This window comes from Cupriavidus lacunae (assembly GCF_003353055.1).
GTDB classification, from domain to species: Bacteria; Pseudomonadota; Gammaproteobacteria; order Burkholderiales; family Burkholderiaceae; genus Cupriavidus; species Cupriavidus lacunae.
In genome coordinates, this window is sequence record NZ_QKWJ01000126.1 from 1 (window position 1) to 15,394 (window position 15,394).

The following is a 15,394-nucleotide window of genomic DNA, read 5'->3' on the forward strand; positions in this document are numbered from 1 at the left end:
AGCACAAAACTGCTGAAACACAATAGATAAATACTAATTTACATGGCTACACAATAGCCCCAAAAAATGGCCGAAACCCAGCGCCGATGCAGGTTCCGGCTATTCGAGAAGTCAAAGTTCGGGCTAAAGGGTGTTCGGCAAAGTCTTTGATGACGCCCAAACGGGGTGCATAAAATGCCCTCGGTTGGGGCGCGATGCACGGATCTGGAGCGAGAAACCGGCGCGTTTCCGCCCCCTGCGCGCTTCAGTCCGCACGCGGATGTGCGAGGAGAAAACGCTGCATTTCCGCACTGGCGTCGGGCCCCTTCGGATCGGTGTATGTGCCGCGGCGGCTGCCGCCCGACCACGCATGTCCGGCACCGTGGATCACCCAGTACTCGGCATCGACGCCGGCAGGCGTCGTGATCCTGTGCCGCGTGTAATCGTGGCCCGCGCGCACGGTCTCGCGTTGCTTGTCCGTGCGCGCCTCGCCTTGCTCGAAAGGTGCCACCAGCCGGCTGCCATTGGTTGGGTGCACGGTCTTGTCGGCATCGCCATGGAACACGATCATCGGTCGGCTCGGCGCCATCAGCGGCGCCCTTCCGGTCCTTGACCTGCCGATGCCCTTGCCGCCCCGCATCGCGCCCAGCGCGGACGGCAGGTCGTGCGCGCAGCCCGCGGGCAAGCCCGAATGGATACCAGCCGCCGCGAACAGTCCGGGATAGCGCTGGATCAGCACTGCCGCCATCGCCCCGCCGGCGGAGAGGCCGGCCACGTAGACGCGCCGGGTGTCGATGCCGTGGCTGGCGATGACCTCGCGCGTCATGCCGGCGATCAGCGACGGCTCGCCCCGCTCGGCTTGCTGATCACCCGGCCGGAACCAGTTCCAGCACTTCGATGCGTTGGCGTCGGCGGGCTGGATCGGGTACAGCACGACAAAGCCCAGCCTGTCGGCGAGCTCGTTCATGCGGGTGCCGGCGGCAAAGTCGTCGGCATCCTGCGTGCATCCATGCAGCATCACGATCAGCGGCATCGGCTCGCTGTGCCTGCCGGCCGGTATGTAGAGCTTGTACGAGCGGGTGCCCGCGTGGTTTGCGAAGGTCCACTGGCTGAAGTGCCCGGCCTGCGCGGTAGCACGGGCGGGGCACCGTATCGCGGCGCAACCACGCATGCCCCGTCAGAGCTGCGATCCGATCAGCGTAGCCATCCGGTCGCGCAGCGTTTCGGTCCATGGGCGATTGGCCCACTGTGCGTACGTGACCGGGCGGGACAGCGTCATGTCACCCTTACTGCGAAAGAGCCGGCGGCGCTTCGACCGGCTGCTTCATTTGCCCCGGGGCCGTGCCTCAAGTCAAAGATTGAGGCGCTGGAAGTACCCGGTCAGTTCAAGGTAACCCCGTCCGACCGCCTTGCCTCCCCGCAATGCGGTCACCGCGCCCTCCCAATAGACCGCGCCGGTGCTCGCGCGGCTATCGAGTTCCTGATCATCCATCAGCGGTGCCAGTTCGAGCGTGAGATCGCCCGCGTTCAACCGCATGGCAACCGGATAGCTGGTGCCGGTACGAGGCGAGCGCCAATGACGCACCGGCATGAAGTTGACCTCTTCGGGGGCCAGTACCTGCACGCGGCCGTCGCCGTCGCGCAGCGTGCCGCCTCCCCAGAACTTGCGCCCCGCCTTGTCCCGGATCTGGAAGGCCATCAACGCGCCGCCGTCATCCAGGTTGAGGCCGAGCCAGTCCCAGCCGACGGCCTGGTCGGCCAGCAAGGTCGACGACCATTCGTGATCCAGCCAGGCGGTGCCGCGCACGGCTTCCTGCCGGCTGCCCCGCCTCAAGGTGCCGCTCACCTTGAGCCCTGGCTGGCTGTAGTAATAGCTCGCCTGGGCCGCCAGAGGGCCCTTGCGGCTGTAGCCCCGCTCTCCCTGTAGCAGCAACTGCTGGGTTGGCTCCATTGTCAGATCGAGCGTGAAATCCCGCGCGGGAATTCTGGCTCGGTAGCGCCCCGTCGCCTCTCGGCGCAGCGACCAGTTGTCGATGTATACATCGGTATCGGCAGTATCGGCAAGCGCCAGGCCGAAGCCGCTGCGCGCCGCGCGCTGGTCGTGTAGGAGCTTGCCGGCCACGGGATCGCTCAGTGCGACATTGGCGAACAGCAGTTGCTGCGGCGCGAAGCGGCTTGGGTTGGCCTGGTCGAACTGCGGGCGCGAGCGGAAAAACGTAACCTGGAAGCCGAGCGGCGCTCCTGCCTGCGTCTGCAGCCAGCCGGTGGCATACCACCATTCGGTGCGATAGTCGGGGTGCGCGCCGTGGTCGCGCGGGAAGGCCAGGGTTCGGCCTGCGTCGACTGGCGGATAAGCGGGCGCTGCGCCCAGCGCCGCGGCCGCCACGCCGGAACCCGGCAACAACAGCAGGAATGAGCGCCTCTTCACCAATCCTCCTGCACCGCGCGCACGACACTTCGCGACATCGCCTGCCGCCCGCTCACCAGCGCAGCCAGCGAGGCCGCCGCCGCCACCGCGCTCGCCACTTGGGCCAGGAATGCCCAAGGCATATGCAAGCTCATGGTCCAGTGGAACGACTGCGGGTTGACAATGTGAACCAGGATCACGGCGATGACCCATCCCAGCGCAAGACCGGCTACCACGCCAAGCAGAGCGAGTAAGGCGCCCTCCAGCGCCAGCATCGCGCCGATCTGCCAACGCATGAAGCCGAGATGCCGCAGCATGCCGAATTCACGCGCGCGCGCCAGGGCCTGCGCGCTGAAACTGGCGCCGATGCCGAACAGTCCGATCACGACCGCGATGCCCTCCAGCAGGTAGGTCACTGCGAAGCTGCGGTCGAAGATTTTCAGGGTGATGGTGCGAATCTCGCCGGGCTCGGCGAAGGTAATGTGTTCACCGCCGGGGACGCGCTGGCGCAGGCTCTCCTTGATCTGCGCCGGGCCGGTGCCCTGCTCCAGCCACAGGGCGACGTCAGTGACACGCCGCTCGTCCGTGAGCCGCCGATAATCGTCCTGGCTGATCACCACCGTACCATGCTGGCGCGCGTAATCGCGCCACACGCCGCCCACCAGGAAGGCGACGGGCCGGCCCTGCAGCGGCAGCGTGATACGTTTCCCCGGGTGGAAGCCATAGAGGTCGACCATAGCCTCGCTGACCCATACCGCCGGCGGATCACCCGGCTGCGCCGCGACAGGCGCAGCCGTCAGCGGCAACCGTGCGCCCGGACTGCGCGGATCGATCGGCCTGACAATGACTGTGACGGGGGGACGCTGGGGATCAAGCAGGATCTGGCTCGAACGTAGAAACTCGGCACGCGCAACGCCACGGACGCTGGCGATGGCCTCTTGGTCGTCAAGCGAGAAATACGCGCTATCGCCGCTTGACGAAGCACGCAGATAGAGGTCGGCCGGCAGGACGTTGTGCAGCCAATCGTCTACCGAGATGCGGAAGCTTGACACCATAATCGCCATCGCGGCCATCAGGCTAAAGCTGGCGACAATGCCGGCCAGGGCAATGGACGCGCGACCCGGTGCGCCGGCGAGTTGGGTCAGGGCAAGCTGCGGCACAGCCTGTCGCGGAGAGGGCAGCAAGCCGAACACAAGATGCGCCAGCCGTGGCATCAGCAGGATGGCGCCCACCAATAGTAGGGCGATCGCCGCATAACCGAAGACCGGCAGATCCGCCACCGGCCGCAGTGGCGTCAACCCAAGCCCGGCTGCCATCGCAGCAAGCCCGGTCCACGGCGAGCGTAGCCGCTTGAGCGGTGTCTCCTCATCGCCCGCCTTGAGCGCCTGCGCCGGCCGCGCGCGGGCGGCCTCCCATGCCGGTGCGAGACTGCCGAGCACGGCCGCCGACAGGCCGAGCGTGAAGAAGATCAGCGCTGCCAGCGCGTCGAAGCGGACCTTGGGCTTTACACCTTCAAAGTAGCCACCGCCCAGATCGCCGCCCGCGTACCCGAGCACCGCGGCGGCGAAGACGAAGCCAAGCGCCAGGCCGAGCATCGCGCCGAGCGCGCCTTGAGCCGCGCCTTCCGCCAGCAGCAGGCGCAGCAGACCAGCGCGCGTCACCCCCAAGGCGCGCAGCAGTGCAAGCTGCGAGCGCCGCCGCAGGACCGATACCGCCTGCATCGTGAACACCAGGAAGGCGCCTGTGAACAGCGCCACCAGAGCAAGCACGTTCAGGTTCACCCGATAGGCGCGCGACAGGTTGGAAGTTCGGCGCACGTTGTCCTGCGGCGAACCCGCCACCAGACCTGGCGGCAGCAGCGCGGCCAGAGCTTGCGTAAAGTTGTCCGTGTCCACTCCCGGTCTGAGCTTGACGTCGATCCGCTGCAGCAGGCCAAGCCGGTCGAGGCGCCACTGCGCCGCACCGATATCCATCACGCCCAGGCGCAGGCCCTCGCCCGCCGCCGGCAGCGTGCCGGCAATACGCAGCGTAAGCGCGGTGAGCCCGACTTGCACGGTGAGCGGATCCCCGGGCTTGAGATCGAGCCAGCTCAGCGCCGCCGGCGAAAGGAACACGGCGTCGGGATCGAGAACGTCGAGCTTGCCCGCGCGCTCCTCGGCGGTCCGCCCGATCAGATTGGGTGCCACAGGCGCCGCCCGGAACGCATCGATGCCAAACAGCGTCAGCGCACCGGTGCGCCCCGGCACCCCCGCATTGACCTCCACCACCGGGCTGACTGCCGCCACATCCGGCAGGCCTGCGATGCGCGGATAGAGCGATTCGTCGAAGCCCATGCGCGGCCCGCGGATCTCCAGATCGGCATTCCCCATCAAGGAGCGCACCGCCTGGGAAAACTCCGCCAGCGCAGCGTGGTTGACCAGATGCACCCCATAGCCCATTGCCACACCGATGGCCACGGCAAGGATGCCTACGATGGCGCGTCCGGGATGAGCGCGCAATTCGCCCAGGAGTAGCGCAAGGCCGAGTGAGCGCGGCGTTCGCATGGCTTAGGCGACCGCGCTCATCGGCGGCTGTGGCCCCAGCGGCGTCAATCCGCCTGGCGTCAATTGCAAGATGCGATCCGCCGTCACCGCAGCCAGTGGCGAGTGCGTGACGATAATCGCGGCCGTGCCGTTGGCGTTGACCAGTTCGCGCAGCAGGCTCAGCACCCGCGCGGCAGTCTCGTGATCAAGGTTGCCGGTCGGCTCATCCGCGAGCAGCAGCATTGGTCGGTGCACCAGGGCACGCGCAATCGCCACCCGCTGCAACTCCCCGCCGGAAAGCTCGCGCGGCAGACTGTCCTCACGCCCCTCAAGCCCAACCGCGGCGAGCATCTCGGCAACGCGCGCCGACGCCCTTTTCCGCTCGAGGCCGTTCAACAACAGCGGCAGCGCCACGTTCTGCGCCGCGCTCATATTCGGCAGCACGTGGAAGGCCTGGAACACGAACCCCAGCTTGCGCCGCCTGAGCAAGGTTGCGGCATCGTCGTCCAGCTTGCCCAGATCCTGTCCGTCGAACTGGATGCGGCCACTGTCGGGCCGATCCAGACCGGCGATCAGGTGGAGCAGCGTTGACTTGCCCACGCCCGATTCACCCATGACGGCGACAAATTCGCCGGCATCCAGCGCAAGACTGACTCCGCGGAGAACCGTGCGCGGTCGGGCGCCGTTATATGTCTTGGAGACATCTGTAAGGGTCAGCACAATGTCGTCAACCTCGCGTGGCGCGCCTCTCTGTCAAACCTGTGACGGGAGAGCGGGCACAAGCCATTCTGCCACCGTTGAAGTGCATGGACTTGTCGAAGCAGGCCGCTAGAAGTCGGACGATTCCCACTGGGAACGGTGCAGCCACTTTGCCATTCCCTGGCGCTGGTTTGCTTCGCAGCCGATCGGGGGGATTTCGACTGACGCAGTGGTAGGCCCGTTCTATTGATCCTTTCACTGCCTATCCTTCTGCTTGTGCGGCTCGTGTAGATGCGGCACATTTGTTTCCGTGACTGTCTGGGCGCCCATCCAGCTCCTTGTGACGCCGCCGGCCCAGCGAAACGATTGGAGGTGACCATGGTTCGAAAGCTGTTCGATGAGTTTCCGCTCGATGAGCAGGAGGATTTCGAAGTGGCCTGCCAAAAGTACGAGTGGATCCTAGAGGACTTTGTGGTGGTCGCGGATGAGGGGAACCCTCCTGGCGGAGGGCCCGGCCATATACCTCAAGTGGTGGCTGTCGAAGCCAAGGCCACTGGAATCCGCCACTACTTCCAGGCCGGAAGCGGCACGTCGTGGACGGTGGATTTCGAAAAGGCGCTTGCGCGGAAGGCCTTTGGCGATCCCCCGGTCTAGTCTCATTGCATGCCGCACCGCCTTTCGCTTGGCTGGTGGTAGAGAGCCGGTCGCAAACAACGGGAGATCGAGTGCAGAAACCGTAGTGTCGCCAGAAGATTGGATTGCCAAGCTGAATAAGTACTTCAAACAGAATCTTTTTGTTCTGTAATCTGGACGGCGCTATCGCATGATTGAGGTCTCTCGCGGAGAGCCCGCGACGCAAATTGCCACGTGGCGCAGGCGGCTCATTCGGACAGAACCGGGAACATTTCAATTGCACGGCGGCCCATCTGGCAAATTCGCTCCCCTTTGCACTGCATTTCATATTGGCATCCGACTGCACGGGCGTGCGGCGCGAACCTTCTCTATATAAATAGCCAGTCCGTGCGTGTTGCCCTCCGCCCGCCAAGCCCTATTGTCGGGCTTCACGCCTCCTGAGCCCCGGGCGGTCTTGCGCTGGCCTGTCCGCCGGGCTGGGGAGGGCTCATGTAGGAGTAATGACGGGCTACGCCGTCTCGGCCTCCCGCTCGCGGGCGGTGCTGGCGATGACGGTGCAAGCCTGGTCAATGGGCCGAGGGACCGGCTTCGCCGCGGCCTCAGCCAGCTCGGACTGCTCCAAGGATGTGGCCGTCACCGGGCTGGTTGTTTTTGGAGACGGACGCAGCCACGCCATCAACGCCGCCCAGCGTTCGTTGAGGCGAGAGCGAAGCGACAAGGTCGTCGGGGTATGCCGCTGCTGGGCTGTCTTCTCTCGCGGGCGATCCAGATCACGAATCCGGTAGCACATGGGATACCTCCTTTCGGAAGGCGGAGACGAAAGCTCGTCCCCACAAGCATCGCTGCATTCCGGCGGGGGCGATCACTTCCAGTATGGAATGTGCACGCGCTGAGCGCCACCCGAACTGGCTGTTTCACCTACCGGGGCACCCGGAGCAGCCATGCCACAGAGCGCGGTACTACGGGATACAGGCCGCTCCTGCCTGCTGGCCACTGCCCTCGCCTACCTGGCGCGGGCCTCCCAGCAACTGGCCTGCGAGCGCCGCTTCGGCTTCGGCCCACTCGGCCCGGCACTGCGCCGCGGCGCGCCTGGCACGTGACTCCTCCAGCGCGGTCAATTCCACCTCCAGTCGCGGCATCGCTTCCATACGCAACTGCGGGTTTTGTCGCAATAAGAGAGATCAGTCGACAAGAAGCCGGCGGTGATGGTTGGCTTATGCGGCCAGGGAATAGAATTGCTGTGCTGCGGAGGCAGCGGCCCCACCGGTCTCGACGATGTTGTTCAGGTACTTGGCCTGGCGTATGACGATGGGAGTTTCCCGTTCGGCATTGATGTCGTGCAATGCCGCCAGGTTGGCCGGGCTGCCGTCGATGGTCACCGAATCGGGTTCGCCGTTGTGGTCGACGGCCTTCTCGAAAAAGCGCCGTGCCGCAGCCTTGTCGCGCTGGGCGCGCAGCAGGAAGTCGATGGTATTGCCGGCCCTGTCCACCGCCCGATACAGATTTTTCCACTGACCGCGTACCAGGATGTAGGTCTCGTCCGTTCGCCAGCTTTTTCCCACCGGGCGCTTGCGACGACGAAACACCTTGTGCAGCGCCGGCAGTAGCTTGAGCGCCCAGCGATGGACGGTTGAGTGATCGACTGAGATACCGCGCTCGGCCATCATTTCTTCGAGCTGACGCAGGCTCAGCGGATAGGCGACGTACCAGCGCACGCAGGTCAGCATCACGCCCAGCGGGTAGTGCAGACGCTTCAATACTTTCGCAATTTCCAAGTTCATGGCCCGCTGCCCGTACGTGCTGAGTTCGACACCGGCCCATTCTACTGGAGGCTTACTGCGACAAAGCCCAATTGAGCCTCTCCGGATCAGAGAGGCATGAGGGTGCGCTGTAATGCAAGGGGCAGGCTGTCCTTCGGCCCCTAGCGGGCGCCGGGCAATAGTGCGGTTTCGATAGGCAATGCGATTTGCAGGGTATCGAGCAGTTGTCCCATGCCGGCAAACAAGCGGTACTGGCTAGCCAGCTCCGCATACTGTCCGCTCAAGTAGGTAATGCGCGCGTTGTAATACTCATTTTCAGCATTCAGCAAATCCAGCAGCGTGCGTCGGCCGACGCTGAACTGCAAAGCGTACGCCTCGCGCGTTGCCTCACCACTATTCACGTATTGCTTTAGCACCCTGAGACGCTCGCGTGAGGTCAGGTAAGCATTGAAGGCCAGCGACAGGCTTTCCTGAACCTGGCGCTGTGTGCGCTTGAGCGACTCTTCGGCTTCCCGCGTCTGGGAGGCTGTTTCGCTGATTCGCGCCGCGTCGGCTCCACCGCGGAAGATGTTGTAGCGCAGGCGCAGCATCGCGCTGCGGTCGTGGCTCGGCCCGAGCGGGCCCTGTCTGTCGTGGTTGACGGCCAGTTCCAGGTCCAGGCGCGGCCATAGTCCGGCCTTGGCCGCGGAATGCAGGGCTTCAGCAGCGTCGACGTCCGCCTGCGCGGCCTTGAGCGCAGGGTGATTGGTCATGGCGGTACTCAATGCCGCTGCTTCGGTTGGCGGCAGCGCCTGCGCCGGTGACGGTGGATTGACGAGGGAGCCTGGCGGCGCGCCCACCAGCCGCACATAGGCAATGCGAGCATCTTGCAGGCCTCCCTCTTCAGACCTCAGGTAATCCTGCGCCAATGCCAGGCGACTCTGTGCCTGGTAAAGGTCGGCGCGACGGCCAACCCCGCCCTCGCTACGCTCCTTGATCTGTTCGTAGATGCGCTGATGGGCCTGGAGGTTCTCGCCGGCAGCGGACACGTTGTCCTGGCGCCTCAGCACTTCGAGATATGCTGCCACGGTGCGCAGTGCAATGTCCTCTGCCGTGGCACCAACGTTATAAGCGGATGAGGCAACCCGGGCTTTCTGGCCTTCCACGCTGCTCTTGACGGCAAAGCCGTCAAACAGCATTTGCGTCAGGGTAAGGCTGGATGTCTTGCGTGTAAGGTCGGTCTCGCTCAATCCAAGAATACGCGTATCGGTGCTATCGAGCCTCTCCCGGCCGATGCCGGCACCTACATCGACGCGTGGCAGGTAACCCGCGCGCGCCTGCTTCAGCCCCTGGTCAGCCGCAAGGCGGCGATACGTTGTGGCAAGCACGTCGGGGTTCGTGCTAATGGCCTGCTCGACGGCCTCCTGCAGGGTCTGGGCATTTGCTGCCGGAACCAGGGCGACCGCCAAACACATGGCAGCAAGTATTGGCCAGGGCCGGTTCTTCTCCATGCGCGCTTCCCCCGAGGCTGCACGACCGCTTGCTTGACACTTGTCACAAGCTGCTCAATGGTATGAGAGTCGCCCCCCCCTTTCAACTGAATTTCTGCAGGTTGCCGGCTTACAACGGCGGCCGCCGGTGGCGACGAACGGCCTGTGGCGACCGCTCGAGCAAGCGTCGCGCCACAGCCATTTTGTGGAGCCCATGAATTCGCACTCAAAGGCAATAGCAATGCGCGAGCGGGTCAAGACCCCGCCGGACATCATACGTGACCAGTTGACGTTGCATTCAGCAGATACGATATAAGCGCCCCGCCACCGTTATCCGTCGTCAGGTGAAACCCTTGGAGCTCGTACTGGCCCTTCAGATCGATGTGCGCCGTATGCGTGCCGTCGCTGACCGTCAGGGTGCCGCCGCTGCCGTCCTGGCTGGCGGCAAACGCGAGCGTAGTCTCGGGACCACCAAGGATATCGGCGAGATCCAGGCGATTGCCGTCGCCCAGGCCGGACACCGTCCCGGTGAACGCCGACGAGTCATCCAGCTTCAGCGTACCGTTTGACCCAGCTGCAAACATCGTATTCTCACTTGCGGCTGCGCCGTATTCCAGCGTTGCACCGCCATCAATATTGGCCACACCTGTGCCGTGCACGTCGCCAGTAACCGTGAGGTTGCCACCGTGCGCCCACAGGACGCCGGAATTCGTCACGCTGCCGTGTACGATGAGCCCGCCGCTTCCGGTCGCTTCAAGCGTGCCGGCATTGACGACGTTGTTCAGGCCGGTATCGATGTCGAGCGCATTGACTCCATTTGCAATGATGGTGCCGTCATTCACGAGCGCCATCGGCCCGCCACCTATGTGCCCCGCTCCCGAGATGGTGTTATCGATATTCGTGAACACGGTCCCGGGTGCGGTACCGAAGATGACATTGCCACTGCTATCCGACAGCGTCACCTGGCCGCCGCCCCGAAGCGTAATACCATCGGAAAGGACCTCAAGATCGGTCTCGTTCCCCAGCGCATTCAACACGATCGAACCTGTGTTGAGAATGGTTCCGCCCAGAGGCAGCATGGCACTGTCGCTTACCACCATCGTACCGGCATTGCTCATGACCGGCTCCTGGTTGAACACGAAGTTGTCGCTGGTCAGGGCCGCTGTACTCACACCCACCACGGTAATTGTCTCGCCGGAATCCAGGGCAATCACGGCATTGCCGTTCGCGTCGTTAGTCATGTGCGCCTGGACGTCGCTGAAGTTCGTCACACCAGCAAAGCCAACAAGATCGATCTTGTCCATGGCGGCGTTGAATGCATGGATCGTGTCGTTCTGGATCGGCTGGGCGAATACAAACAGATCGCTTCCGTTCGCACCGGTCAGATGGTCAGTGCCTGACCAGGCAAAGATCGGCGAGCCTGGCGCGTAGGCTTCGACGTTGTCCGCGATGGTCACGGTGCCCGTGCTACCGTCTGCGTTCGTCCAGGTCTCGGTTACACCGAGCATCGTGGCACCGGCGAAATTTTCCGGAGTTGTAATTGTCAGCGCGGTGGGATCGGTAGTCTGGACCGACCAAGTGCCATGACCCAGATCTGTCCCATTGCTCACCACCCACCCCGACGGAACCCCCGTGATGGTGATGGAGACAGTATCGCCCGGGTCAGCCGTAGGATCGCTTAGCGCCAGGTTGATGGCACTTCCAGCAATGCCGGCGGGGCCGGCGGGGGGATTACCCACACGCACCGTCTCGGTAGCCGTTGTCGTTGCGCTGACATTCCCTTCGGCGTCCCGTTCAGTGGCGCTCATCGTCAGGGTAAAAGTACTGTTGTTCGGCGCATTGCTGATATGGAGCGGATTGCTCAGGCTCCAGCCGGACACATCGACCGAGCCGTGGCTCGCATCAGCGGTGAAGGTGTGCCCAGCGCCATCGCTCAAGGTCGTAGCACTCGGGATCCCGCTAATCAATAGCGCTTGGATTGTGTTGGTATCGCCAGGCTTGGCAGTCACTGAAACCGTAAGTGCGCCGAGAGTCTGGTTGGCGCCATTGGTGATTTGGAAAGAAGTCGGCCATGTCACCGCTGGCGCTGTAGGATTGACTGTCACTGCTTCGATGGCCGTGGTGGTGCTGCTGACGTTGCCTTCGACGTCTTTCTCCGTGGCCCGTGCAGTTAGCGTAAAGTTGGTATCGTTGGTCGGCGTGACTGTCAGGCTCGATAGCGTCCATCCGGTCAGATCAATGGTGTCACTCGTGCCGCTCGACGTGTGAGTATGGCCATGCCCGTCGCTAAACACGGCATTGAGTGGCACGCCGCTGATCGTCAGGGTGTTCTGCAGGTTGGCATCGCTCCCCAGATTTGCGATCGTCGCACCGAGGCTGCCCAGCACGATCGCCGCGCCTTCCACGCCCGCGGCGCTTGCGGCCCAGGACAGCGTCGGCGCCAGCGGGTTGACCGTGACCGCCTCCGTGGCGGTGGTGGTGCCGCTGGAGTTGCCTTCGGCGTCTTTTTCCGTGGCCCGTGCAGTCAGCGTAAAGTTGGTGTCGTTGGTCGGTGTGACTGTCAGGCTCGATAGCGTCCATCCGGTCAGATCAATGGTGTCACTCGTGCCGCTCGACGTGTGAGTATGGCCATGCCCGTCGCTAAACACGGCATTGAGCGGCACACCACTGATCGTCAAGCTGTTCTGCACATTGGCGTCGCCCCCCAGGTTCGCGATCGTCACACCGAGGCTTCCCAGCGCAATCGCCGTGCCTTCCAGGCCCGCGGCGCTTGCGGCCCAGGACAGCGTCGGCGCCAGCGGGTTGACCGTGACCGCTTCGGTGGCGGTGGTGGTGGTGCTGAGGTTGCCCTCGCCATCCCGGGCGGTGGCCGCCACGCTCAGCGTGAAGTTGGCGTCGCTGGAGGGCGTGATGGTCAGGCTGGACAGGGTCCAGCTGTGGATGTCGATCGCGGTGTGGCTCGCATCGGCGGTGAAGCTATGACCGCCGGCGCCATCGCTCAGCGTGGCGCCAACCGGGATCGCGCTGACCACCAGCGTGGCGAGGCTGTTGCCATCACCGGCCAGGCCGTTGACCGTGGCGCCGAGGTTCAACGCGATCGCCGTGCCTTCCACGCCGCTCTCGGCGACCGGCGCCAGTGTCGGCGCCAGCGGATTGACCGTGACCGCTTCGGTGGCCGTGGTGGTCGCGCTGAGGTTGCCCTCGCCATCCCTCGCGGTAGCCGCCACGCTCAGCGTGAAGTTGGCGTCGCTCGGGGGCGTGATGGTCAGCGAGCTCAGCGTCCAGCCCGACACGTCGACCGAGCTGTGGCTCGCGTCGGCATGGAAGGTATGGCTGCCATCGCTCAGCGTGGCACCGGCCGGGATGGCGCTCACCACCAGCGTGGCGAGGCTGTTGGCATCGCCCGCGAGGCCGTTGACCGCGGCCCCCAGGTTCAGGGCGATCGCCGCGCCTTCGACCCCGCTCTCGGCCACCGGCGCCAGCGTCGGCGCCAGCGGATTGACCGTGACCGCTTCGGTGGCGGTGGTGGTCGCGCTGAGGTTGCCCTCGCCATCCCGGGCGGTGGCTGCCACGCTCAGCGTGAAGTTGGCATCGCTGGGCGGCGTAATGGTCAGCGAGCTCAGCGTCCAGCCCGACACATCGACCGAGCTGTGGCTCGCGTCGGCGGTGAAGCTGTGGCTGCCATCGCTCAGCGTGGCACCGGCCGGGATCGCGCTGACCACCAGCGAGGCGAGGCTGTTGGCATCACCGGCCAGGCCGTTGACCGTGGCGCCGAGGTTCAGCGCGATCGCCGTGCCTTCGACCCCGCTCTCGGCCACCGGCGCCAGCGTCGGCGCTAGCGGGTTGACCGTGACTGCTTCGGTGGCGGTGGTGGTGGTGCTGAGGTTGCCCTCGCCATCCCGGGCGGTGGCTGCCACGCTCAGCGTGAAGTTGGCGTCGCTCGGGGGCGTGACGGTCAGGCTGGACAAGGTCCAGCCGTGGATATCGACTGCCGTGTGGCTCGCGTCGGCGGTGAAGCTGTGGCTGCCATCGCTCAGCGTGGCGCCATTCGGGATCGCGCTCACCACCAGCGAAGCGAGGCTGTTGCCATCGCCCGCGAGGCCGTTGACCGCGGCGCCGAGGTTCAGTGCGATCGCCGCGCCTTCGACCCCGCTCTCGGCCACCGGCGCCAGCGTCGGCGCCAGCGGATTGACCGTGACCGCTTCGGTGGCGGTGGTGGTGGTGCTGAGGTTGCCCTCGCCATCCCGGGCGGTGGCAGCCACGCTCAGCGTGAAGTTGGCGTCGCTGGAGGGCGTGATGGTCAGGCTGGACAGGGTCCAGCCGTGGATATCGATCGTCGTGTGGCTCGCATCGGCGGTGAAGCTATGACCGCCGGCGCCATCGCTCAGCGTGGCGCCAATCGGGATCGCGCTGACCACCACCGAAGCCAAACTGTTGCCTTCGCCCGCGAGGCCGTTGACCGTGGCGCCGAGGTTCAGCGCGATCGCCGCCCCTTCCACGCCGCTCTCGGCCACCGGCGCCAGTGTCGGCGCCAGCGGATTGACCGTGACCGCCTCGGTGGCGGTGGCGGTGGTGCTGAGGTTGCCCTCGCCATCCCGCGCCGTGGCCGCCACGCTTAGCGTGAAGTTGGCATCGCTGGGCGGCGTGATCGTCAGGCTGGACAAGCTCCAGCCGTGGATATCGATCGCCGTGTGGCTCGCGTCGGCGGTGAAGCTGTGGCTGCCATCGCTCAGCGTGGCGCCAATCGGGATCGCGCTGACCACCAGCGAAGCGAGGCTGTTGGCATCACCCGCGAGGCCGTTGACCGCGGCCCCCAGGTTCAGGGCGATCGCCGCGCCTTCGACCCCGCTCTCGGCCACCGGCGCCAGGGTCGGCGCCAGCGGATTGACCGTGACCGCTTCGGTGGCGGTGGTGGTGGTGCTGAGGTTGCCCTCGCCATCCCGCGCCGTGGCCGCCACGCTCAGCGTGAAGTTGGCATCGCTGGGCGGCGTGATCGTCAGGCTGGACAAGCTCCAGCCGTGGATATCGATCGCCGTGTGGCTCGCGTCGGCGGTGAAGCTGTGGCTGCCATCGCTCAGCGTGGCGCCAATCGGGATTGCGCTGACCACCAGCGAAGCGAGGCTGTTGGCATCCCCCGCCAGGCCGTTGACCGCAGCGCCGAGGTTCAGTGCGATCGCCGCGCCTTCCACGCCGCTCTCGGCCACCGGCGCCAGCGTCGGCGCCAGCGGGTTGACCATGACCGTTTCGGTGGCCGCGGTGGTCGCACTGAGGTTGCCCTCGCCATCCCGCGCGGTGGCCGCCACGCTCAGCGTGAAGTTGGCATCGTTGGACGGCGTGATGGTCAGCGAGCTCAGCGTCCAGCCCGACACATCGACCGAGCTGTGGCTCGCGTCGGCGGTGAAGCTATGACCGCCCGCGCCATCGCTCAGCGTGGCGCCAATCGGGATCGCGCTGACCACCAGCGAAGCGAGGCTGTTGGCATCACCCGCGAGGCCGTTGACCGCGGCCCCCAGGTTCAGGGCGATCGCCGCGCCTTCGACCCCGCTCTCGGCCACCGGCGCCAGGGTCGGCGCCAGCGGATTGACCGTGACCGCTTCGGTGGCGGTGGTGGTGGTGCTGAGGTTGCCCTCGCCATCCCGCGCCGTGGCCGCCACGCTCAGCGTGAAGTTGGCATCGCTGGGCGGCGTGATCGTCAGGCTGGACAAGCTCCAGCCGTGGATATCGATCGCCGTGTGGCTCGCGTCGGCGGTGAAGCTGTGGCTGCCATCGCTCAGCGTGGCGCCAATCGGGATTGCGCTGACCACCAGCGAAGCGAGGCTGTTGGCATCCCCCGCCAGGCCGTTGACCGCAGCGCCGAGGTTCAGTGCGATCGCCGCGCCTTCCACGCCGCTCTCGGCCACCGGCGCCAGCGTCGGCGCCAGCGGG

Annotated in this window: 9 protein-coding genes; 2 read left to right on the top strand and 7 right to left on the bottom strand. The window is 65.3% G+C overall.

Annotated features, from left to right (window positions below; genetic code table 11):
- Positions 1-244 precede the first annotated feature (244 nt).
- The 4 genes from DN412_RS39815 to DN412_RS39830 form a co-directional block, all read right to left on the bottom strand.
- Positions 245-1,150 carry an extracellular catalytic domain type 1 short-chain-length polyhydroxyalkanoate depolymerase gene (locus DN412_RS39815; protein WP_244223057.1) on the bottom strand — a complete coding sequence of 302 codons (906 nt, stop codon included), beginning with the start codon at positions 1,148-1,150 and terminating at the stop codon, positions 245-247.
- Positions 1,151-1,330: 180 nt separating this feature from the next.
- On the bottom strand, positions 1,331-2,407 hold the full coding sequence (locus DN412_RS39820) for a lipocalin-like domain-containing protein (protein ID WP_115216552.1): 1,077 nt from the start codon (positions 2,405-2,407) through the stop codon (positions 1,331-1,333).
- On the bottom strand, positions 2,404-4,929 hold the full coding sequence (locus DN412_RS39825) for an FtsX-like permease family protein (RefSeq protein ID WP_115216553.1): 2,526 nt from the start codon (positions 4,927-4,929) through the stop codon (positions 2,404-2,406). The genes DN412_RS39820 and DN412_RS39825 overlap by 4 nt, the downstream gene beginning before the upstream one ends.
- Before the next feature lie 3 nt (positions 4,930-4,932).
- Positions 4,933-5,628 (bottom strand): ABC transporter ATP-binding protein, encoded by a 696-nt coding sequence (locus DN412_RS39830; RefSeq protein WP_115216554.1) that lies wholly within the window; start codon positions 5,626-5,628, stop codon positions 4,933-4,935.
- A gap of 357 nt (positions 5,629-5,985) precedes the next feature.
- Between DN412_RS39830 and DN412_RS39835 the strand changes: the two genes are divergently transcribed.
- Together DN412_RS39835 and DN412_RS43665 are read left to right on the top strand one after the other, a co-directional pair.
- Positions 5,986-6,261, top strand: coding sequence for a hypothetical protein (locus DN412_RS39835; protein WP_115216555.1), 276 nt, complete (start codon positions 5,986-5,988; stop codon positions 6,259-6,261).
- 920 nt (positions 6,262-7,181) lie between these two features.
- Positions 7,182-7,340 (top strand): hypothetical protein, encoded by a 159-nt coding sequence (locus DN412_RS43665; protein ID WP_161564121.1) that lies wholly within the window; start codon positions 7,182-7,184, stop codon positions 7,338-7,340.
- A gap of 114 nt (positions 7,341-7,454) precedes the next feature.
- Here the strand turns inward: DN412_RS43665 and DN412_RS39850 are convergent, their stop codons facing one another.
- The 3 genes from DN412_RS39850 to DN412_RS43670 form a co-directional block, all read right to left on the bottom strand.
- A complete protein-coding gene (locus DN412_RS39850) occupies positions 7,455-8,021 on the bottom strand; it encodes an IS6 family transposase (RefSeq protein ID WP_115216558.1) in 567 nt (188 codons plus the stop codon).
- A 140-nt stretch (positions 8,022-8,161) separates the two neighbouring features.
- Positions 8,162-9,490, bottom strand: a complete 1,329-nt coding sequence (locus DN412_RS39855; RefSeq protein ID WP_115216559.1) for a TolC family outer membrane protein — start codon at positions 9,488-9,490, stop codon at positions 8,162-8,164.
- A 251-nt stretch (positions 9,491-9,741) separates the two neighbouring features.
- Positions 9,742-15,394, bottom strand: a 5,653-nt coding sequence (locus tag DN412_RS43670; protein WP_425267487.1) for a beta strand repeat-containing protein, incomplete at its 5' end; no start/stop codon positions are given.

Excerpts from the sequence above, each read along its gene's own strand:
- DN412_RS39815 (WP_244223057.1), bottom strand. The coding sequence starts at position 1,150 with ATGCGTGGTTGCGCCGCGATACGGTGCCCCGCCCGTGCTACCGCGCAG.
- DN412_RS39825 (WP_115216553.1), bottom strand. The coding sequence starts at position 4,929 with ATGCGAACGCCGCGCTCACTCGGCCTTGCGCTACTCCTGGGCGAATTG.
- DN412_RS39835 (WP_115216555.1), top strand. The coding sequence starts at position 5,986 with ATGGTTCGAAAGCTGTTCGATGAGTTTCCGCTCGATGAGCAGGAGGAT.
- DN412_RS43665 (WP_161564121.1), top strand. The coding sequence starts at position 7,182 with ATGCCACAGAGCGCGGTACTACGGGATACAGGCCGCTCCTGCCTGCTG.
- DN412_RS39850 (WP_115216558.1), bottom strand. The coding sequence starts at position 8,021 with ATGAACTTGGAAATTGCGAAAGTATTGAAGCGTCTGCACTACCCGCTG.
- DN412_RS39855 (WP_115216559.1), bottom strand. The coding sequence starts at position 9,490 with ATGGAGAAGAACCGGCCCTGGCCAATACTTGCTGCCATGTGTTTGGCG.